We start from the raw sequence: 21,035 nt of genomic DNA on the forward strand, positions 1-21,035 counted from the left end.
ACCGTGACCACCACGACCGACCTGGTGTCGTACGAGGACGCGCTGGCGTCGTACGACCCCGTCATGGGCCTTGAGGTCCATGTCGAACTCGGCACCAAGACGAAGATGTTCTGCGGGTGCTCCACCGAGCTGGGCTCCGACCCCAACTCGCAGACCTGTCCGACCTGCCTCGGCCTGCCCGGCGCGCTCCCGGTCGTCAACGCGACCGGCGTCGAGTCGGCGATCAAGATCGGTCTCGCGCTGAACTGCGAGATCGCCGAGTGGTGCCGCTTCGCCCGGAAGAACTACTTCTATCCGGACATGCCGAAGAACTTCCAGACCTCCCAGTACGACGAGCCGATCGCCTTCAACGGCTATCTCGACGTCCAGCTGGAGGACGGCGAGACCTTCCGTGTGGAGATCGAGCGCGCCCACATGGAGGAGGACACCGGCAAGTCGACGCACGTCGGCGGCGCGACGGGCCGTATCCACGGCGCCTCGCACTCGCTGCTGGACTACAACCGCGCCGGCATCCCGCTCATCGAGATCGTCACCAAGCCGATCGAGGGTGCGGGCGAGCGGGCTCCCGAGGTCGCGCGGGCGTACGTCCGCGAGCTGCGCGAGCTCATCAGGGCGCTCGGTGTGTCGGAAGCCCGCATGGAGATGGGGCAGATGCGCTGCGACGTGAACCTGTCGCTGCGCCCGAACGGCACCGAGAAGTTCGGCACGCGTTCCGAGACGAAGAACGTCAACTCGCTGCGGTCCGTGGAGCGCGCGGCCCGTTTCGAGATCCAGCGGCACGCCGCCGTGCTGAACGGCGGCGGCACGATCATCCAGGAGACGCGGCACTTCCACGAGGACACCGGGTCCACGACCTCGGGCCGGGTGAAGGAAGAGGCCGAGGACTACCGGTACTTCCCGGAGCCGGACCTCGTCCCGGTCGCCCCCTCCCGTGAGTGGGTCGAGGAGATCCGCGCCGCGCTGCCCGAGCTGCCGCTGGTGCGCCGCAACCGCCTCCTCGCGGACTGGGGCATCTCGGCCACCGAGATGCAGGCGATCCTCAACGCCGGCGCGCTGGACCCGATCGTCGCCACGATCGACGCCGGTGCCGACGCCACCTCCGCCCGCAAGTGGTGGATGGGCGAACTGGCGCGCAGCGCCAACGAGTCGGGCACGTCGCTGGACGAGCTGTCCATCACACCGGCCCAGGTCGCCCGGGTCTCCGAGCTGGTCTCGAAGGGCGACCTGAACGACAAGCTGGCGCGCCAGGTCATCGAGGGCGTCCTCGCGGGCGAGGGCACCCCGGACGAGGTCGTGGACAAGCGCGGTCTGAAGGTCGTCTCCGACGAGGGTGCCCTGGGCACCGCCGTCGAGGAGGCCATCGCCGGCAACCCGGCCATCGCGGACAAGATCCGCGGCGGCAAGGTGGCCGCGGCCGGCGCCCTGGTCGGTGCGGTCATGAAGGCGACCCGGGGCCAGGCCGACGCGGCTCGCGTGAAGGAGCTGATCCTTCAGAAGCTGGGCGTCAGCGAAGGCTGAGACACAGCGCGTACGGCCCCGGAGGACCTGCCTCCGGGGCCGTCGTGCTGCCTAGGGGGTCACTTACGGCGTCCTACGAGCCGTACGAAGCCCAGCGCGCGCCCCTCGTCCAGCCGCACCATCTCGCCGACCTGGCGGGCCATCGTGCGATGGAACTCCTCCGGGCTCTCCTCGGCGATGACGTCGCACCACAGCAGCCAGTCCTGCCAGCCGTCCGGCTGCCACTCGGCGCCCTCCACCTCGACGGCGCCACTGCGCGTCCAGTGCCGCCGCCACCAGTCGGCGGAGTGGAAGCACCAGTAACCGGGCTCCCACCAGGGCTTGAGATGCTCCGGCGGTTCGAGACCGTCCGGCTCCTCCCGCAGCGCGGGCACGACGACACCGATCCGCCCGCCCGGCTTCAACAGGCGGGTGAGCGTGGGCAGATACAGATCGTCGGTGCCGAAGTACTGGTACGCGTCGACGCTCACGATCGCGTCGAAGCTGCCCTCGGCGAACGGCAGGTCGTGTGCCTCCACGCGCACGGGCAGCACTCGGTCGGCGAACCCGGCCTCGGCGACGCGCCGGGCGTTGGCGTCGGGTTCGATCCACAGGTCGGCGGCGGTGACCTGGGCGTCGTACTCCCTGGCCAGGAAGACGGAGGTCATCGCCCGGCCGCAGCCCAGGTCGAGGACGCGGGCACCGGGGCGCAGGGCGTCCAGGCCGAGAGCGGGGGCCAGCCACTCCAGCAGCCAGAGTGCGTTCGGGCCCATCTGGTTCTCGACGACCCAGCGGGGGTCGTAGTTGTTGCTGCGCGGGTAGCGGGGGTGGGTCAGCCGCTTGGCGAGATCCTCATCCGAGGTCCTCGGGGTGATGTCTGGCATCGGTGAACGGGCTCCTTGAGTCCGGGGAAGCGGAAAGGGATACGGAGGAGCTCGATCGGACGCTCAAACAATGCACCTGCCCAGGTCGGCGGCGGTGTGCCGCACCACGTCGGAACGTCGCAAGCTAACAGCCGGCCATGCGGCCCCGCATCCGGTTTCTCAGCGCGACGCGCTACGCTCGCCCGCCATGAGTGGACGCGGTGATTCCGAGATGGCCGGGACGCGGGAGGAGCGGTCCGAGACGCCGGACGACATACAGGCCGAGGACCGGGAGGACGTCGAGGACGTCGAGAACCCCGAGGACGGCGACGACCCGGCGCAGGTGGCGCGGCGGGCCCGCTGGACGGCGGTCGTGACCGGGCTGCTCCTCACCGTCGCCGGGCTGGCCGCGTCGGCGGGGCGGGCGAGCGGGTCCGCCCCGGCCCTCGTCCCGGCCGCCTATGCCGTCGGCGCCGCGGTCTGCGCGGTGGCCGCGCTCCTCGGTTCGCGGGGTCGCACCCGCCGGGCGCTGTGGCTCCTCGTCACCGGTGTGATGGTGATGGCGCTGGGAGATCAGTTCGACTGATGTGAAAGGCGTCACGCAGGGACGACAGAGTGACCGTTACTGTCCTGTGATCTGGCTCCCACTCCTGTGAATAACCGCACGAACGCGGCAAACGATCTCTTGCGCCTGCGAGAGTTTGCTTCACATCGCTCATGCGTTCTTTGCGGGCTGTTCACTTCATGGACGACGGTTCCCGGCCAAAGATCCACAAATAGTCCCGGGAGCACGTTCGTGGCAGCTCTTGCACGCTGGTGTGTTCAACGTCGCCTCGTCGCCGCACTGCTCTGGTTGCTCGCCTTCGGCGGGGTCACCGCGGCCGCCGCGATGACGGGCTCCGCGTACTCGAACGACTACCACGTCCCCGGCACCGAATCGGGCCGCGCCACCCAGCTCCTCGAGGACGGCTTCCCCGGCCTCGGCGGCGACAGCGACACCGTTGTCTGGCACACCACGTCCGGCACCGTCCAGGCCGCCGACGTCGAACAGACCATGACGCGCACCCTGGACCGGATCGCCGAACTCCCCGGCGTCGCGGCCGTCGGCAGCCCGTACGACAAGCAGGGCGCCGCCCAGATCAGCGAGAACGGCAGGACGGCGTACGCCACCGTCACCTTCGACGACAGTGCCGAGAGCCTCGACAGCGGCGAGGCACAGGCCGTCGTGGACGCGGCCAGGGACGCCGAGGCGGACGGGCTCCAGGTGGAGCTCGGCGGGAGCGCCGTCGCCCTCACCGAGTCGAGCGGCGGTCATGTCGCCGAGGTCGTCGGGGTGGCCGTCGCCGCCGTCGTGCTGCTCCTCGCCTTCGGCTCGCCGGCCGCGTCCCTGCTGCCCATCGCCACCGCACTGGTCAGCGTCGGCACCGCGTACTCCGGGATCGTGCTCCTCGGACATGTGATGACCGTGGCCGACTTCGCGCCCATGCTCGGCATGCTCATCGGGCTCGGCGTCGGCATCGACTACGCGCTGTTCATCGTCACCAGACACCGGCGCGGCCTGAAACGCGGCCTGCCCGTCACCGAGTCGATCACGAACGCCGTCGCGACCACCGGACGCGCCGTCGTCTTCGCGGGCGCGACCGTGTGCATAGCCCTGCTCGGGATGCTGATCCTGCGGCTGAGCTTCCTCAACGGCGTCGCGATCGCCGCCTCGCTGACCGTGGTCCTCACGGTCGCCGCCTCCGTGACCCTGCTGCCCGCTCTGCTGTCCTTCATCGGCATGCGCGCCCTCAGCCGCCGCGAGCGACGCCGGCTCACCGAGCACGGCCCCGAGCCCGAGCTGCCGACCGGCTTCGCCGCCCGCTGGTCGGCGTTCGTGGAGCGTCACCCCAAGGCGCTCGGCGCCGTCGCGCTCGCCGTCATCACGGTCCTCGCGCTGCCCACCCTCGGCCTGCGCCTGGGCACCTCCGACCAGGGCAACGACCCCGAGACCTCCACCACCCGCCAGGCCTACGACCTGCTCGCCGACGGTTTCGGACCCGGCGTGAACGGGCCGCTCACCCTGGTCACCGAGGTGGACGGCGGCGACGACAAGCTCGCCCTCGACAACCTCGACACCACCCTGCGGGGTACCGAGGGCGTCGCCTCGGTGACCCCGGTGACGTACAACGCCGGCGGCGACACCGCGTACCTCACCGTCGTACCGGAGTCCTCCCCGCAGTCCCGGCAGACCAGCGACCTCGTCGACCGGCTGCGCGAGGAGGTACTGCCCCGCGCCGAGACCGGCACCTCGCTCGATGTGCAGGTCGGCGGCATGACGGCCGGTTACGACGACTTCGCCGATGTGATCGTCGGCAAGCTGCCGCTGTTCGTCGGGGTCGTCATCGGCCTGGGCTGTCTGCTGCTTCTGCTCGCCTTCCGGTCCGTCGGCATTCCGCTGAAGGCCGCCGTGATGAACGTGGCCGCCGTCGCCGCCGCATTCGGTGTGGTCGTCGCGATCTTCCAGTGGGGCTGGGGGAGCGAGCTGCTGGGGCTGGGCCGCGCGGGCCCGATCGAGCCGTTCCTGCCGGTCATCATGGTGTCGGTGCTCTTCGGCCTCTCCATGGACTACCAGGTCTTCCTGGTCAGCCGGATGTACGAGGAGTGGCTGGAGACCGGCGACAACCGGCGGGCCGTCCGGGTCGGCCTCGCCGAGACCAGCCGGGTGATCAACTCCGCCGCGGTCATCATGATCTCGGTCTTCCTCGCCTTCGTCCTCAGCGGCGACCGCGTGATCGCCATGTTCGGCATCGCGCTGGCCGCCGCCGTCGCCCTGGACGCCTTCGTGCTGCGCACGCTCCTCGTCCCCGCCCTGATGCACATGCTCGGCGGCGCCAACTGGTGGCTGCCCCGCTGGCTCGACAAGCGCATGCCCCGCATCAGCATCGAGCCGCCCGAGTCCCGGGCCGCCCATGAGAGGCTCACCGATGTCGTGGCGGAACTGGAGAAGGAGCGGCGGGGCGATGTACGCGATATCGCTGGATGACCACGGGGCCGAGCTGAGGCCCCTGGAGCCGTGGCACGCCGAGGAGTTCCTCGCGAACCTGGAGCGGGGCCGGGAGTTCATCGGGCAGTACATCCCGTTCGGCTCGAACGTCAGCGACCTGGCGTCGGCACGCGAGACACTCCAGCGGTACGCGGACATGCGCGCCGCGGACACGGCGTCGTACCACGGCATCTGGCTGGACGGAAAACTCGTCGGAGGGGTTCTCACCCTGAACTTCGACGCGGCGACCGGCAACTGCGAGGTCGGGTGCTGGCTGGAGCCCGCCGCGACCGGACGCGGCCTCATCACCCGGGCCATGCGGGTGCTCATCGACTGGGCCGTCGAGGAACGCGGCATCCACCGCGTCGAATGGGTCGCCGCCTCCGGAAACACCCCCAGCCTGAACGTCGCCCGGCGCCTCGGCATGACCCGCGACGGGGTACGCCGGCAGGCGCACCCCTATCGTGGGGTGCGGCACGATCTGGAGGTGTGGTCGATCCTCGCCCCGCAGTGGCGTGACATACGCGCGCGTGCCGCACACAACGATCATTAAGAGACTTCTCAGAGAGCGTCCGTACGGTGCGAGACATGGGAACGAAGACAGTGGACGAGACCGTGACCGAGGCCAAGACCGACGACGAGAACGTGGACGTCACCAAGGCGACCGAGGCCGAGGCCGAGGACGTCGACGGGAGCGAGCACGAGGATGAGGTGACCGTCGAGGCAACGGAAGCGGGCCCCTCCGGCGTCGGCCAGGGCGCGGGAGCGGTCGTCTCCGTCGCGCTCGGCCTCGTCTCCCTGACCGGTGGCTGGATCGGCACGGTCGCCGCCGCGCGCGAGACCCTCATCGGCCAGCTGGAGACCGCTTCCAACGCGGGCGTCGCCACACAGATCAAGGAGGTCTACGGCGATGCCTGGCAGACCTCCGCCCTGTGGGCCGGCGTGTTCGCGCTGGTCGCGCTGATCGTCGGCGCCGTCGTGCTCGCCCGTCCCGCGTTCGGGGCGCCCGGCAAGCCGCAGGCCGCATGGATCAAGTCCGTCGCCTGGGGCGGCGTCGCGCTCGGCGTCATCGGCCTGCTGCTGGCCGTGCTCAAGTACACCGACGCACTGCTCGGCCTGCCCTCAGCGGGCTGAGTCACCGCAGGTCCCGAGGGGTCTTAGACGTTCCGTGAGGTACTTACGGCGCGTCTGAGACCCCTCACGCGCATCTAAGGCCCAACCCCCCGGCAAAGATGCGGAACTCTCCCGATGTGGCGGACCCGCCTGGGAGACGAAGGTTGAGTCATCGCCGCAAGCGATGCCGAAACCCGACTCCCACCAGGAAGAACAAGGTTCCCGCCATGCACGAGTACGAGCTTCACCACATCCTTTCCGCCGACCTGATCCGCCGGGCCGAGCACGAGCGCCTGGTCCGCGAGGCGCTCCGGGTCCGTCGCGCCGAGCGCCGCGAGGCCTCTAAGCGCTCGGCCGAGAACGGGGCGGAACCGGAGACGCATAGGTCCCGCTTCCGCAGGCATCGGCATCCGCGCGCCGCGTGAAGGCGGCGAAGGCAGGGCTTCACGACGCCGGTCCGGGCCGTTCGGCCCGACCGGCGTCCGAGGACCAGGCCCATCCGGAGCCGAAACCGGGCCCGGCAAAAACCGGTGCCGCACCGCCCGCGTCGCGTGACATGCTCGAACCCGTGGAGAGCAGGTCGGTCAGTCCCGTGTTCGTAGGCCGCGCGACCGAGTTGGAGACGCTGAACGACGCCCTCGTCCGTGCCGCCGAGGGCGAGCCGCAGGCGCTGGTGATCGGCGGCGAGGCCGGGGTGGGCAAGACCCGCCTTGTCGAGGAGTTCGCCGCCGCCGCGGGCGAGGGTGCCGTCGTCGCGCTCGGCGGTTGCGTGGAGATCGGTGCCGACGGACTGCCGTTCGCCCCGTTCTCCACCGCACTGCGCGCCCTGAGCCGCGAACTGCCCGAGGAACTCGCCGCCGCTGCCGCCGGCCAGGAGGAGGAACTGGCCCGGCTGCTGCCCGAGTTGGGCGAGACAGCTCCTGCCCGCGGAGCGGACCGTTCCGACGAGGAGGGCATGGCCCGTCTCTTCGAGCTCACCGCCCGGCTCCTGGAGCGTGTCGCGACCGGCCGTACGGTCGTCGTCGTGCTGGAGGACCTGCACTGGGCCGACGCCTCCACCCGCCATCTCCTCGCCTACCTCTTCCGCACCCTGCGTACCGGCCGTCTGGTCGTCCTCGCCACCTACCGCTCCGACGACATCCACCGACGCCACCCGCTGCGTCCGCTCCTCGCCGAACTGGACCGGCTGCGCACCGTCCGCCGTATAGAACTCGGCCGCTTCAACCGCGCCGAGGTCGGCCGGCAGGTCGCCGGGATCCTCTCCCACGAGCCCGACCCGGCCCAGGTCGACGCCATCTTCGAACGCTCCGACGGCAACGCCTTCTTCGTCGAGGAACTCGCCGTCGCCGCCCACGAAGGCAGCTGCACCGGCCTCACCGACTCCCTGCGCGACCTGCTCCTGGTCCGGGTCGAGAGCCTGCCCGAGAGTGCTCAGCGGGTCGCCCGGATCGTCGCCGAGGGCGGCTCCACCGTCGAGTACCGGCTGCTCGCCGCCGTCGCCCGGCTCGCCGAGGACGACCTCATCGAGGCGCTGCGGGCCGCCGTCAACGCCAACATCCTCATCGCCGCGCCCGGCGGCGACGGCTACCGCTTCCGGCACTCCCTGGTCCGCGAGGCCGTCGGCGACGACCTGCTGCCCGGCGAGCGCTCCCGGCTCAACCGCCGTTACGCCGAGGCCCTGGAGGCCGACCCGACACTCGTCCCGGCCGGCGAGCGCGTCATGCGGCTGGCCAGCTACTGGTACCACGCCCACGACCCCGCCAAGGCCCTGCCCGCCGTCCTGGACGCCTCTGTCACCGCCCGCCGCCGGCACGCCCACGCCGAGCAACTGCGGCTGCTGGAACGCGCGATGGAGCTGTGGGACACCGCCCCCGAGGACGTCCGCGCCACACTGCGCCCCGTCGACTACGCGGAGGTCTACCCTCCCTGCGGCTGCGACCCCGCGACCACACCCCTGCGCTACCTCGACCTGATGGCCGAGGCCGCCGTCGCCGGACGGCTGTGCGGGGAACGCGAACGCGCCCTGAAGATCATCAAGCGGGCCCTGCATCTGCTGGAGGACGAGGGCGACCCCCTGCGCGCCGCCTGGTTCTGGGTCCAGCGTTCCCGGCTGGTCCAGGCACAGGCGCGCGGTGACGGCTGGAAGGAACTGGGCACCGCGCAGGAACTGGTGCGCGGCTTGCCGCCGTCCGAGGTGCACGCCGAGGTGCTGGCCGCCGCGGCCAACTGGTCGATGCTGCGCGCCCCCGGCCCCGACGCCATGTCCGCCGCCGAGCGGGCCGTCGAGTACGCGCGCATGGTGGGCGCCGAGGTCATCGAACTCAACGCGCGCCTCACCCTCGGCGTCCTCATGGTCGACGCCGGCGAGATCGACGCCGGAGTGGCGCAGATGTACGAGGTCAAGGACGAGGTACTGGCCCGTGGACTCACCGCCGTGGTGGGCCGCAGCCATGTGAACCTCCCGTCCGTCCTCGAAGGCGTCGGCCGCTCCGGGGACTCCGTCGGCATCCTGCGCGAGGGCCTGCGACTCACCCAGGAGTGGGGCCTGCGCGACTCGGAGGCCTGGATCTGGACGAACCTCGCCGAGTCACTGATCTCCCTGGGCCGCTGGGACGAGGCCGCCGAGGCCGCCATGAACGCCCAGCGCACCGGACAGTCCGCCAAGCCGCGCGGCGGCGGCTCCAACCGCCTCGCCCATCTCGCCCTCGCCCGCGGCGAGATCGCCGAGGCGACCCGTCATCTCGAGGCCGCTCGCGCCCACTACGGCACGCACGACCCCATGCCGCAGAACAATCTGCCGATGTCCTTCCTCGCCCTCGGCATAGCCGCCGCCGAGGGCCGCCTCCTCGACGCCCGCGCCGAGGCCGACCGGGCCCTGAGCGCCGGCTTCCCACCCGGCACCCAGCGCTACGCCTGGCCACTGCTGCTGACCGCCGCAATCGCCGAGTCCGACGCCCGCGCCCATGCGCTGCCCACCGCACAGGAGGGCCGCACCGCCTTCCTGGAACGGCTCTTCGAGGCAGTCCGCAAACTCACCACGGGCGCTCCCCTCTGGCTGGCCTACGAGCGATGGACCAGAGCCGAACTCGACCGGGCCGTGGGCCAGGACACCCCCGACACCTGGTCGGACGTGGTCACCGCCTTCGAACCCCTGGAGCGCCCCTACGACCTGGCCCAGGTCCGCCACCGCCTGGCCGAGGCGCTGCTCGTCATCGGCGGCGACGACGAGCGCGCCCGCGCCACGGAACTGCTCCGCCTCACCCGAGCCACCGCCACCCACCTGGGCGCCCGCCCCCTCGTCGACGCCGCCACACACCTGGCGCAGCGAGCCCGCCTCAGCCTCACGACCGCCCCGCCCCCGACCGACCCGGCCGGTTCCCTCGGCCTCACCACCCGTGAACGAGACGTCCTGCGCCTGGTCTCCGCCGGCCGCACCAACCGCCAGATCGCCGAGGAACTCTTCATCTCCCCCAAGACGGCCAGCGTCCATGTCTCGAACATCCTGGGGAAGCTCGGCGTCTCCGGGAGGGGGGAGGCGGCGGCGGTGGCGCACCGACTGGGTCTGTTCCCGGCCGAAAAGCTCACGTCGGGTACGACGAACTGAGGCATACGCTGTAAGGGACGTCGGTCCAGGGAGGTTGCGTGTTCAACGCTTTCGAGGAGCTCTTCGCCCCGGGCCGCAAGCACACCCGCGACGAACAGAACCGCCTGGAACTGACCCGCGAGGACGTCGGGGACAACGACCCCGGGCGGGGACCGATAGACCTCGTGTCCGGGAAGGTCGTCGTCCGACCGCCCGAGCCGTCGGGCGAGGAGGGCCAGCCGCACAACGGGGACGACGGCACGGGGTGACGACGCTCGGGGCAAGGGCCGCTCAGGTCACCTGCAGCTCCAGAATCCGGTCGTCCCCGTCCTTGGGGTCGCCCCGTCCGTCCGTGTTGCTGGTCACCAGCCACAGCTTGTCGCCGCCCGCCGACACCACGGTCCGCAGCCGGCCGTAGTCGCCGTCCAGGAAGGCCTGCGGGTCCGCCGAGGCCTCCGTGCCGTTCAGCGGGATGCGCCACAGGCGCTGACCCTTCAGACCGGCCATCCAGATGGATCCCTCTGCCTGGGCGATGCCGCTGGGGGAGGCGTCGTCGGTGCCCCACTGGGCCAGGGGGTTGTGGTATGCGGAGTCTTCCGACTTGCCCTCGACCTCCGGCCAGCCGTAGTTGTCACCCGGCTTGATCGCGTTCAGCTCGTCCCAGGTGTCCTGGCCGAACTCCGCGGCGAAAAGGCGCTGTTGGGAGTCCCAGGCCAAGCCCTGGACGTTTCGATGGCCGTAGGAATACACGGGGGAGTCGGAGAAGGGGTTGCCCGGCGCCGGTTCGCCCTCCGGAGTCAGGCGGAGGATCTTGCCGCCCAGGGAGTCCTTGTTCTGGGACAGGCCCGTGTCACCGCTCTCCCCGGTGCCCGCGTACAGCATCTTGTCCGGGCCGAAGCCGATCCGGCCGCCGTTGTGGATGTAGCCCTTGGGGATGCCCTTGAAGATGGTGTCGGGCGCGCCCAGCTGGTCGCCGGAGGGCCGCTGCTCGTCGTACAGCATGCGGACGATGCGGTTGTCCGACGCCGAGGTGAAGTAGGCGTAGACCATGTGGTCGGAGGCGTAGTCAGGGGACAGCGCCAGGCCCATGAGCCCGCCCTCGCCCGCCGGTGACACTCCCGGCACCTCGCCCAGCTCGGTCTTCTTGCCGGTCTCCCCGTCGACCCGGGTGATCGTGGCGTCGTCGCGGGAGGAGACCAGCACGTCGCCGTCGGGCAGCGGGGCCAGGCCCCAGGGGGTGCTCAGGCCCTCGGTGACCGTGCGGACCACCTTGACCGAGCCCTGCGCCGGTGGGGTCTCGGCGGCCTGCCCGGTGGGCGAGGTCGGGGTGGTGGCGCTGGGGGCCTTGTTGTTTCCGCCGTCGCCCGGCGATTCCCCGTCGCCGGAGGAACAGCCGGCCGTCAGCAGGAGTGCGGCCGCGGCCAAGACGGCCGACACAGCTCGACGTTGCACGATCACGGTCCCTTCGATGCGGCGGGTTCTACTTTTCTTACACCGCTCGCGCCTCAGAGGTTCCCGATCCATGAATCTTGAATCAGCGCCGCCCGGCCCCGGGTGGGCGGTGTCCGCCCGGAGCCCGAAAATCCGGCGGCTTCAGTCCCAGGATCCCTGTGCCCCCGGCCCGTCCGCCACCTCGGCCAGATCCTGCGCGGTCAGCCGCAGCCCCTCGGCACCCGCGTTCTCCGTGACCCAGCGTTCCTGCTTGGTGCCGGGCAGTGCCACCACGTGCGGCCCCTGGGCCAGCACCCACGCCAGCGCCACCTGCGCCGGTGTGATCCCCTCCCCGTGCCGGGCCGCGACCCGGCGCAGGCCGGCCACTATCGGCTGGTTCGAGGCCATCATCTCCGCGGTGAAGCGGGGGTGCCGGGCGCGCACGTCGTCCGGTTCGAAGCCCTGGCCGGGGGTCAGGGTGCCGGTGAGGAAGCCGTTGCCCAGCGGCATCGCCGCCAGGAATCCGATGCCGCGTGCCTCGCACCACGGCAGCAGCGCCTCCAGCGCCTCGGGCGACCAGACCGACAGTTCGGCCTGCACCGCGCTCACCGGGAAGACCTGCTGGACCCGCTGCAACTGCCGGATCGTCGCGTCGTGCAGGCGCGTTCCGAAGCGCCGGCCACCCCGCGCGCCCATCGCGCACAGCCCCAACGCCCGTACCTTTCCGGCCCGGACGAGCTCCGCCATCGCGCCCCACGTCTCCTCGACGGGGACCTCGGGGTCCGCGCGGTGCAGCTGGTAGAGGTCGATGACGTCCGTCTGCAGACGGCGCAGGGAGGCGTCGCAGGCCCGCTTCACATAGCCGGGGCGGCCGTTGGCCACGATGTGCTGTTCGCCCACCAGCAGGCCGACCTTGGTCGACACGAACGCGTCCTGGCGGCGTTCCTTCAACACCCGCCCCACCAGCAGCTCGTTGGTGAACGGGCCGTACATGTCGGCCGTGTCCAGCAGCGTCGAGCCCAGATCGAGCGCCCGGTGCACCGCCCTGACCGACTCCTCGCCCCGCTGCCGCGACGAGCTGTACGCCCAGCTCATCGGCATGCACCCGAGCCCGACGGCTCCCACCGCGAGTGCCGCCGCGCCGATCGTCCTGCGCTCCACCTGGCCGTAACCCTCCCTCTTCCGGCACCCCAACCTAACCTCTGCACTCCAGTTCGCCTGACCTAGGGCCTTCCCGACGGGTCATGCCGGGGCGTGATGATCGGGCACCGTCACCTTTCCCCGGCCTGACCCGTCGGGAAGGCCCTAGCCTCCTGACCATGACTCCTGACGTATGGCTCCCCATCCAGCCGGAAGAGATCGAGGGCCTGCCGGAAGCCCTCAACTACCGCTTCTGGAACGGTGGCGAGGACTTCCCCGCCGACCCGGCCCAGTGCGTCTTCTACGTCGTCCCGTACATGAAGCCGCCCGGGCTCGGGCAGCGTCCCCTGCCGGAGATGACCGGTGTGGAGGTCGTGCAGACGCTTTCCGCCGGCACCGACCATGTGGAGCCGGGACTGAGGCATCTGCGGTCCGGCGTGCGGCTGTGCAACGCGCGCGGAGTGCACGAGGCGAGCACCGGCGAGCTCACGCTCACCCTGATCCTCGCCTCGTTGCGCGGCGTCCCCGACTTCGTGCGGGCGCAGGACAGGGGGGAGTGGCTCGGCGGATTCCGGCCCGCGCTGGCGGACAAGAGTGTCCTCATCGTGGGATACGGCTCGATCGGGGCCGCCATCGAGGACCGGCTCGCGCCTTTTGAACTCGCGCGGGTGGCGCGCGTCGCGCGCTCTGAGCGCACCACGGCGCGCGGATATGTGCATCCGCTCACCGAACTGCCCGCACTGCTCCCGGAAGCGGATGTCGTCATCCTGTCCACGCCCTTGACGGACGCCACCCGCCACCTGGTCAACGCCGACTTCCTCGCCCGGATGAAGGACGGCGCGCTGCTGGTCAACGTCGCCCGTGGCGGGGTCGTGGACACCAAGGCGCTGCTGGCCGAGCTGGAGACCGGGCGCATCACCGCCGCGCTCGACGTCACCGACCCCGAACCGCTGCCCCGGGAGCACCCCCTGTGGCGCGCGCCGGGCGTGCTGATCAGCCCGCATGTGGGCGGTCCGACGTCCGCGTTCCTACCGCGGGCCAAGCGGCTTCTGGTGGACCAGTTGACTCGTTACGTGAACCGGGAGCCCTTGCGCAACGTGATCCTTACGACGGGAGCGACGCACGCGTGACATCGATCGGCTGACCATCGCGCGGGTGCCGCGCGTGTCGCGTGCAACCGGCCCATAATCCGTTTCGAGTACCGTCCGCAACCCCACGGAAGCGGTCCGTACTCGCATATGCGCTGGTCGTCACGGAGCGTAGAGGCACTATGTCCCTGAGTGACGAGACTGGTGTATCGTCCCCGACAGGGGCAGCGCCGCGCACCGTTCGGCGCCGGGGATGGACATTGCAGATTTGTGAGGGGGGCGACGGGCGATGCACGGCCTATGGACGAGCGATCCGACGCGACAGGGCCGTCGGCGGCGACCCTGGCAGACGGCCGCGGGCAGACGCGGCCGGCACGGCACCCACGACTGCCGTCACAACCATCACCACGGCATGCACAGCAGCCGCAGGCGGCATGCGCACCCAGCGCACCGGGACCCTCGGGACCCGCGAGCGGCGCGGACCGGGAGGGACCGGTGAGCTCGCCACCGCCCCCCACGACCACGCTCGACGGAGCGCTGCGGGCGCGGCGTTCGTCGCCGATGAGGCTGCCTCGTCCCTCGTCGAGGGGCAGCGGCTCGGGAATGTTGCCGCAACTCGTTCTGGCCCTGGTGTGCGCGGGATACGCCGTCGGTTCCGCGCTCGGCTGGGGTTCGGCCCAAGTCGCGCTGATCATGGGCGACTTCGGACTGGCCGCCGCGGCCGGCGCGGCCGCCGTGTCCTGCTTCCGCTACGCCCGTAGCCGCCGTATCCGCTTTCGACCCGCCTGGCTGCTGTTCGCGCTCTCCTCGGCCATGGCGGCCCTCGGCAACCTGGTCTGGGGGTGGTACGAGGTCGTTCTGGAGCGGCCCGTGCCCAGCCCCTCCTACGCCGACGGGTTCTTCCTGTGCTTCGCGCCGCCCGCCATCGTGGGACTCCTGGTGCTCGCCAAGCGCCCGGTGACCAAGGCCGGCTGGGTCTGCCTCGGGCTGGACGCCTGGCTGATCGGCGGCTCGCTGCTCACGCTGGCCTGGAGCCTCGCGCTCGCCCAGGCGGCCAAGATCGACGCCGGCGGCGGAGCGAGCGTGGCGCACGCCGCGCTCTCGCTGGCCTATCCGCTGCTCGACATCGCCCTGGTCAGCATGGTGCTCGCGCTGCACTTCCGGCGCTCCTCGGCCAACCGCACCGCGGTCAACACCGCGATCGGCGCGCTCGCCCTGACCGTGATGTGCGACGCGCTGTTCACCTCGCCGCTGCTGCACAACAGCTACCGCTCCGGCCAGCTGCTCGACGCGGGCTGGTTCGCCGGCTCGCTGCTTCTGGCGTACGCCCCGTGGGCCGCGCCCCGGCACGGGCAGGAGGACGCCGACCGGCATGACCAGGCCGGGCACACGCGCGTGGTGCACGAGCACGTGCCCGGACAGCGCGGCGGAAGCCACCATCACCCGCCCGCGCAGGGAGGTGATCACACCCGGTACCCGGCCAACCGCCCGATCGCCGGCTCCCTGGCCGCGCTCACGCCCTACCTCGCCGCCGCCGTCTGCACCCTGGGGATCCTCTACAACGTCCTCAACGGCCGCAGCGTCGACCGCGTGGTGCTCATCACCGGCGGCACCGTGGTGCTGGCGCTCGTGGTGCGCCAGGGCATCATGCTGCTCGACAACATCACCCTCACCCAGGAACTGGCGCAGAAGGAGAACCACTTCCGCTCCCTGGTGCAGGGCTCCAGCGACGTCATCATGATCGCCGCGCCGAACGGCATCCTGAGGTACGTCTCTCCGGCCGCCGCCGGGGTCTACGGCCGCTCCGCCGAGGACCTGGTGGGTACGGAACTGGCCAATCTCATCCACCCGGAGGACCTGGGCTGCGTGGTGCACGAAGTGCGCCGCTTCCTCGCCGCCAGCCCGCTGGAGGAAACCACTACGCGCATCGAGTGCCGTTTCCGGTCCGGCGAGGAAGGCTGGCTCAACGTCGAGTCGACCATCAACCGTCACCACGGCGGCCTCATCTTCAACAGCCGGGACGTGACCGAAAGGGTGCGTCTCCAGGCACAGCTCCAGCACAACGCCGAGCACGACCCGCTGACCGACCTGCCCAACCGCGCGCTGTTCACCCAGCGCGTCCAGCAGGCCCTGTCCGGCCGCCGCGCCTCCGACCGGGGCGTCGCCCTGCGCAACACGGCCGTCCTGTTCATCGACCTCGACGGCTTCAAGGGCGTCAACGACACGATCGGGCACCAGGCCGGGGATGAGCTGCTCGTCCAGGCCGCCCGCAGACTCCAGGACGCCGTCCGGGGCGGGGACACCGCCTCCCGGCTGGGCGGCGACGAGTTCGCGGCCCTGATCGCCGGGGACAACACCCGTGATCGCGCCGCCCGCGAACGGCACATCCTGGAGCTCGCCGACCGCCTCAGGATGACGCTGTCCCAGCCGTATCTCATCGACGGCAACGATGTCCGGGTCAACGCCTCCATCGGTGTCGCCTTCGCCGAATCGGGTCTCGGCGCGGGGGAGTTGCTGCGCAACGCCGACCTCGCCATGTACCGCGCCAAGGCGGGCGGCAAGGGCCGTGTCGAGCTGTACAAGCCGCAGATGCAGCAGGACGTCGTACGCAAGGCGGAGCTGGCCACGCGTCTGCGTGCCGCGCTGCACGACGGCGAGTTCGCGCTGCTGCACCAGCCGGTGGTGTGTCTGGAGGACGGCCGGATCACCTCGGTCGCCGCCCAGGCGCGCTGGCGGTCCTCGCAAGGGGTGCTGTTCACGCCCGCCGAGTTCCTCCGGGTGGCCGAGGACAGCGACAAGACCGCCGAGCTGGGCCGCTGGATGCTGGAGGAGGCCGTGGAGCAGGCCGCCGAGCGCACCGCGACCGGGCTCGCCGTACCCGTAGCCGTGCGGATGAGCGCGCGCCGGCTGCTGGACCGGTCGATGCCGCTCGGCTCGGTCGAGGCGCTGCTGACCCGGCACGGGCTGCCCTCCGGGTCGCTGGTCATCGAGCTGTCCGACCTCGATCCCCGCATCTCGCTGGACGACCTGGAGCGCCGCCTGAGCGGCCTGCACAGACTCGGCGTCCGGGTCGCCCTGGACGGCTTCGGCACCGGATACGCGGCGATCACCGCGCTGCGCAGGCTCCCCGTCGACGTCCTGAGGCTCGACCGCGGTCTGGTCGAGGGAGTCGTCGAGTCCGCGCGGCTGCACAAGATCACCGGTGGGCTGCTGCGGATCGCCGCCGACCTCGGGCTGCAGTCCGTGGCCGACGGCGTGGATCTGCCTGAGCAGGTCGTGGCGCTGCGCGCGATGGGCTGCACGCACGGGCAGGGCATGGCGTTCTCCGGGCCGCTCGACGAGTACCGGCTGCGTCGTGCGCTCAGTTCCGGCCACTATCCGGTGCCGCACGGGCCGACCGAGCCCGCGTTCGCAGGAGGGGGTACGGGGGTGTACACCAGTGGTGTGCCCGCTGTTCTCGGAGGCGGCAGTGCCCTTCGCTCACATAATGAGACTCCCGTCCCACCCACTTGACAGTGGGTGTGCGCCGGGGGGAGGGTCAGTGCCATGCGCACCCGAATTCTCGTACTTGGAAAGCGCGTCGGCTGAGGCTGGTGACGTCCGGACAGACCCGGACTCCCAGCGTCCACACCCGGCGCGCTCCCCTCGCTTGCCTTATGGCACGAGGGGTTTTTTGTTGCACAGGCACCAGTCGTGCAACACCATAACTCCGCTCAAACCTCGCAAAAACCCTCAGCATCGAGAAGAGAATGCCGATGACCGAGCAGGCCACCGGGGCCCATAATCCGCAGCCGCGGCCCCGATCCGGAGGACAGCAGTCCGCCCCAGAGCACGTCACGGGTGCGCAGTCCCTGATCCGTTCGCTCGAGGAGGTCGGCGCCGACACGGTATTCGGCATTCCCGGTGGTGCGATCCTTCCGGCGTACGACCCTCTGATGGACTCCACCCGGGTGCGCCACGTCCTGGTCCGGCACGAGCAGGGCGCCGGCCACGCGGCCACCGGCTATGCGCAGGCCACCGGCAGGGTCGGCGTCTGTATGGCGACCTCCGGTCCCGGTGCCACCAACCTGGTCACGCCGATCGCCGACGCGCACATGGACTCGGTGCCGCTCGTGGCGATCACCGGGCAGGTCGCGTCCAAGGCCATCGGTACGGACGCCTTCCAGGAGGCGGACATCGTCGGCATCACCATGCCGATCACCAAGCACAACTTCCTGGTCACCAAGGCCGAGGACATCCCGCGGGTGATCGCGCAGGCGTTCCACATCGCCTCCACGGGCCGCCCCGGCCCGGTCCTGGTCGACATCGCCAAGGACGCCCTCCAGGCGAAGACCACCTTCTCCTGGCCGCCCACCATGGACCTGCCCGGCTACCGGCCCGTCACCAAGCCGCACGCCAAGCAGATCCGCGAGGGTGCCAAGCTGATCACCGCCGCCAAGCGGCCCGTCCTCTACGTCGGCGGCGGCGTCATCAAGTCCGGCGCCACCGCCGAGCTGAAGGTCCTCGCGGAACTCACCGGAGCGCCCGTCACCACCACCCTGATGGCGCTCGGCGCATTCCCCGACAGCCACCCGCTGCACGTGGGAATGCCGGGCATGCACGGTGCGGTCACCGCCGTCACCGCGCTGCAGAAGGCCGACCTGATCGTCGCCCTCGGAACCCGCTTCGACGACCGGGTCACCGGCAAGCTGGACAGCTTCGCGCCGCACGCGAAGATCGTCCACGCCGACATCGACCCGGCCGAGATCGGCAAGAACCGCGCCGCCGACGTGCCGATCGTCGGTGACGCCCGCGAGGTCATCGCCGACCTGGTCCAGGCGGTCCAGAGGGAGCACGCCGAGGGCCACCAGGGCGACTACAGCGCCTGGTGGAAGGACCTGAGCCGCTGGCGCGAAACCTACCCGCTCGGCTACGACCAGCCCGAGGACGGCTCGCTGTCCCCGCAGCAGGTCATCGAGCGCATCGGCCAACTCGCCCCCGAGGGCACGGTGTTCGCGGCGGGCGTCGGCCAGCACCAGATGTGGGCCGCGCACTTCGTCCAGTACGAGAAGCCCGCGACCTGGCTGAACTCCGGCGGCGCCGGAACGATGGGCTACGCGGTCCCGGCCGCGATGGGCGCCAAGGCAGGTGTGCCGGACAGGGCCGTCTGGGCGATCGACGGCGACGGCTGCTTCCAGATGACCAACCAGGAGCTCACCACCTGTGCCCTGAACAACATCCCGATCAAGGTCGCCATCATCAACAACGGCGCCCTCGGGATGGTCCGCCAGTGGCAGACCCTCTTCTACAACCAGCGCTACTCCAACACCGTGCTGCACAGCGGCCCGGAGGCGGACGGCAAGCAGCCGAGCGCCGGCACCCGCGTCCCCGACTTCGTGAAGCTGTCGGAGGCCATGGGCTGCTACGCGATCCGCTGTGAGTCCCCGGCGGACCTCGACAAGGTCATCGAGGAGGCGAACTCGATCAACGACCGTCCCGTCGTCGTCGACTTCATCGTCCACGAGGACGCGATGGTGTGGCCGATGGTCGCCGCCGGCACCTCCAACGACGAGATCATGGCCGCACGGGACGTCCGCCCCGACTTCGGCGACAACGAAGACGACTGAGCGAGAGAGACGTAAAAGACCATGTCCAAGCACACGCTCTCCGTCCTGGTGGAGAACACGCCAGGCATCCTCGCCCGGATCGCCGCCCTGTTCTCCCGCCGCGGCTTCAACATCGACTCGCTCGCGGTCGGCGTCACCGAGCACCCCGACATCTCCCGCATCACCATCGTGGTGAGCGTCGCGGACCTCCCGCTGGAGCAGGTGACGAAGCAGCTCAACAAGCTCGTCAACGTGCTGAAGATCGTCGAACTGGAGCCGGGTTCGGCCGTTCAGCGCGAACTCGTCCTGGTCAAGGTGCGCGCCGACAACGAGACCCGCTCCCAGATCGTCGAGATCGTCCAGCTCTTCCGCGCCAAGACCGTCGACGTCTCCCCGGAGGCCGTCACCATCGAGGCCACCGGCTCCAGCGACAAGCTGGAGGCCATGCTGAAGATGCTGGAGCCGTTCGGCATCAAGGAGCTCGTCCAGTCCGGCACGATCGCGATCGGACGCGGCGCGCGTTCGATCACGGACCGGTCGCTGCGCGCGCTCGACCGGTCGGCCTAGGCACGCGTTCGGGCGGCCGGGGGAACCGGCCGCCCGTATTCCGAGACCCCGCGACTTCCCCCACCCCCACCGTCATACGGTGGGACGCACCATCTGCACTCAAGGAGAGAACCCAAAGTGGCCGAGCTGTTCTACGACGCCGACGCCGACCTGTCCATCATCCAGGGCCGCAAGGTCGCGGTCATCGGTTACGGCAGCCAGGGCCACGCCCACGCGCTGTCGCTCCGTGACTCGGGTGTCGACGTGCGTGTCGGTCTGCACGAGGGCTCCAAGTCCAAGGCGAAGGCCGAGGAGCAGGGTCTGCGCGTGGTGACCCCGTCCGAGGCCGCCGCCGAGGCCGACGTCATCATGATCCTCGTCCCGGACCCGATCCAGGCCCAGGTCTACGAGGAGCACATCGCCCCGAACCTGAACGACGGCGACGCCTTGTTCTTCGGCCACGGCCTGAACATCCGCTACGGCTTCATCAAGCCCCCGGCCGGCGTGGACGTCTGCATGGTCGCCCCGAAGGGTCCGGGCCACCTGGTCCGCCGCCAGTACGAGGAGGGCCGCGGCGTTCCGTGTATCGCCGCCGTCGAGCAGGACGCGACCGGCAACGCCTTCGCGCTCGCGCTGTCGTACGCCAAGGGCATCGGCGGCACCCGCGCCGGCGTCATCAAGACGACCTTCACCGAGGAGACCGAGACCGACCTGTTCGGTGAGCAGGCCGTCCTCTGCGGTGGTACGGCCGCCCTGGTCAAGGCCGGTTTCGAGACGCTGACCGAGGCCGGCTACCAGCCGGAGATCGCGTACTTCGAGTGCCTGCACGAGCTGAAGCTGATCGTGGACCTCATGTACGAGGGCGGCCTGGAGAAGATGCGCTGGTCGATCTCCGAGACCGCCGAGTGGGGCGACTACGTCACCGGCCCGCGGATCATCACCGAGGCCACCAAGGCCGAGATGAAGCAGGTCCTCGCCGAGATCCAGGACGGCACCTTCGCCCAGGCCTGGATGGACGAGTACCACGGCGGTCTGAAGAAGTACAACGAGTACAAGAAGCAGGACTCCGAGCACCTGCTGGAGACCACCGGCAAGGAGCTGCGCAAGCTCATGAGCTGGGTGAACGAGGAGGCGTAAGCCTCAGCCGACGGGGCCGGAGCAGGC

General features: G+C 70.5%; 16 protein-coding genes. 13 read left to right on the plus strand and 3 right to left on the minus strand.

Translation table 11 applies throughout. The features are described 5' to 3' along the window. The first annotated feature begins 3 nt into the window (after positions 1 to 3). Positions 4 to 1,518, plus strand: a complete 1,515-nt coding sequence (gene gatB / locus ACFQ6S_RS27495) for an Asp-tRNA(Asn)/Glu-tRNA(Gln) amidotransferase subunit GatB (protein WP_383415141.1) — start codon at positions 4 to 6, stop codon at positions 1,516 to 1,518. Positions 1,519 to 1,577: 59 nt separating this feature from the next. On the opposite strand, the gene ACFQ6S_RS27500 is transcribed toward gatB, so the two are convergent. Then, the gene (locus tag ACFQ6S_RS27500) at positions 1,578 to 2,381 is read right to left on the minus strand and encodes an SAM-dependent methyltransferase (RefSeq protein ID WP_383415144.1); all 804 of its coding nucleotides are present in this window, start codon (positions 2,379 to 2,381) and stop codon (positions 1,578 to 1,580) included. A gap of 187 nt (positions 2,382 to 2,568) precedes the next feature. Here ACFQ6S_RS27500 and ACFQ6S_RS27505 point away from each other — a divergent pair, with 187 nt between their 5' ends. The 7 genes from ACFQ6S_RS27505 to ACFQ6S_RS27535 all read left to right on the plus strand — a co-directional run bounded on the left by ACFQ6S_RS27505 (position 2,569) and on the right by ACFQ6S_RS27535 (position 10,350). Beyond that, a complete protein-coding gene (locus ACFQ6S_RS27505) occupies positions 2,569 to 2,946 on the plus strand; it encodes a hypothetical protein (protein ID WP_383415147.1) in 378 nt (125 codons plus the stop codon). A gap of 210 nt (positions 2,947 to 3,156) precedes the next feature. Further along, complete coding sequence (locus ACFQ6S_RS27510; RefSeq protein ID WP_383415150.1) at positions 3,157 to 5,385, plus strand: MMPL family transporter; 2,229 nt, start codon at positions 3,157 to 3,159, stop codon at positions 5,383 to 5,385. Continuing rightward, positions 5,363 to 5,938, plus strand: a complete 576-nt coding sequence (locus ACFQ6S_RS27515) for a GNAT family N-acetyltransferase (protein ID WP_383415153.1) — start codon at positions 5,363 to 5,365, stop codon at positions 5,936 to 5,938. The genes ACFQ6S_RS27510 and ACFQ6S_RS27515 overlap by 23 nt, the downstream gene beginning before the upstream one ends. A 35-nt stretch (positions 5,939 to 5,973) precedes the next feature. Next, positions 5,974 to 6,519 carry a hypothetical protein gene (locus ACFQ6S_RS27520; RefSeq protein ID WP_383415156.1) on the plus strand — a complete coding sequence of 182 codons (546 nt, stop codon included), beginning with the start codon at positions 5,974 to 5,976 and terminating at the stop codon, positions 6,517 to 6,519. A 206-nt stretch (positions 6,520 to 6,725) separates the two neighbouring features. Continuing rightward, a complete protein-coding gene (locus ACFQ6S_RS27525; protein WP_383415159.1) occupies positions 6,726 to 6,923 on the plus strand; it encodes a hypothetical protein in 198 nt (65 codons plus the stop codon). 131 nt (positions 6,924 to 7,054) lie between these two features. Further along, the gene (locus ACFQ6S_RS27530) at positions 7,055 to 10,102 is read left to right on the plus strand and encodes an AAA family ATPase (protein ID WP_383415160.1); all 3,048 of its coding nucleotides are present in this window, start codon (positions 7,055 to 7,057) and stop codon (positions 10,100 to 10,102) included. A gap of 38 nt (positions 10,103 to 10,140) precedes the next feature. Beyond that, positions 10,141 to 10,350 (plus strand): DUF6191 domain-containing protein, encoded by a 210-nt coding sequence (locus tag ACFQ6S_RS27535; RefSeq protein WP_383415162.1) that lies wholly within the window; start codon positions 10,141 to 10,143, stop codon positions 10,348 to 10,350. A gap of 22 nt (positions 10,351 to 10,372) precedes the next feature. Here ACFQ6S_RS27535 and ACFQ6S_RS27540 read toward each other — a convergent pair whose 3' ends face one another. Next, a complete protein-coding gene (locus ACFQ6S_RS27540; protein ID WP_383415165.1) occupies positions 10,373 to 11,518 on the minus strand; it encodes a PQQ-dependent sugar dehydrogenase in 1,146 nt (381 codons plus the stop codon). A 156-nt stretch (positions 11,519 to 11,674) separates the two neighbouring features. Next, a complete protein-coding gene (locus ACFQ6S_RS27545) occupies positions 11,675 to 12,673 on the minus strand; it encodes an aldo/keto reductase (protein WP_383415168.1) in 999 nt (332 codons plus the stop codon). A gap of 158 nt (positions 12,674 to 12,831) precedes the next feature. Here ACFQ6S_RS27545 and ACFQ6S_RS27550 point away from each other — a divergent pair, with 158 nt between their 5' ends. The 5 genes from ACFQ6S_RS27550 to ilvC all read left to right on the plus strand — a co-directional run bounded on the left by ACFQ6S_RS27550 (position 12,832) and on the right by ilvC (position 21,008). Next, entirely contained in the window at positions 12,832 to 13,782 is a 951-nt protein-coding gene (locus ACFQ6S_RS27550) for a 2-hydroxyacid dehydrogenase (protein WP_383415171.1), read from the plus strand. 453 nt (positions 13,783 to 14,235) lie between these two features. Next, positions 14,236 to 17,253 (plus strand): putative bifunctional diguanylate cyclase/phosphodiesterase, encoded by a 3,018-nt coding sequence (locus ACFQ6S_RS27555; RefSeq protein ID WP_383415173.1) that lies wholly within the window; start codon positions 14,236 to 14,238, stop codon positions 17,251 to 17,253. A 236-nt stretch (positions 17,254 to 17,489) separates the two neighbouring features. Beyond that, entirely contained in the window at positions 17,490 to 19,346 is a 1,857-nt protein-coding gene (locus ACFQ6S_RS27560) for an acetolactate synthase large subunit (RefSeq protein WP_383415176.1), read from the plus strand. A gap of 21 nt (positions 19,347 to 19,367) precedes the next feature. Next, on the plus strand, positions 19,368 to 19,892 hold the full coding sequence (ilvN, locus tag ACFQ6S_RS27565; RefSeq protein ID WP_007496172.1) for an acetolactate synthase small subunit: 525 nt from the start codon (positions 19,368 to 19,370) through the stop codon (positions 19,890 to 19,892). 117 nt (positions 19,893 to 20,009) lie between these two features. Next, the gene (gene ilvC, locus ACFQ6S_RS27570; protein ID WP_383415179.1) at positions 20,010 to 21,008 is read left to right on the plus strand and encodes a ketol-acid reductoisomerase; all 999 of its coding nucleotides are present in this window, start codon (positions 20,010 to 20,012) and stop codon (positions 21,006 to 21,008) included. Positions 21,009 to 21,035 lie beyond the last annotated feature (27 nt).

The organism is Streptomyces sp. NPDC056479 (assembly GCF_042795335.1).
Classification (GTDB): domain Bacteria; phylum Actinomycetota; class Actinomycetes; order Streptomycetales; family Streptomycetaceae; genus Streptomyces.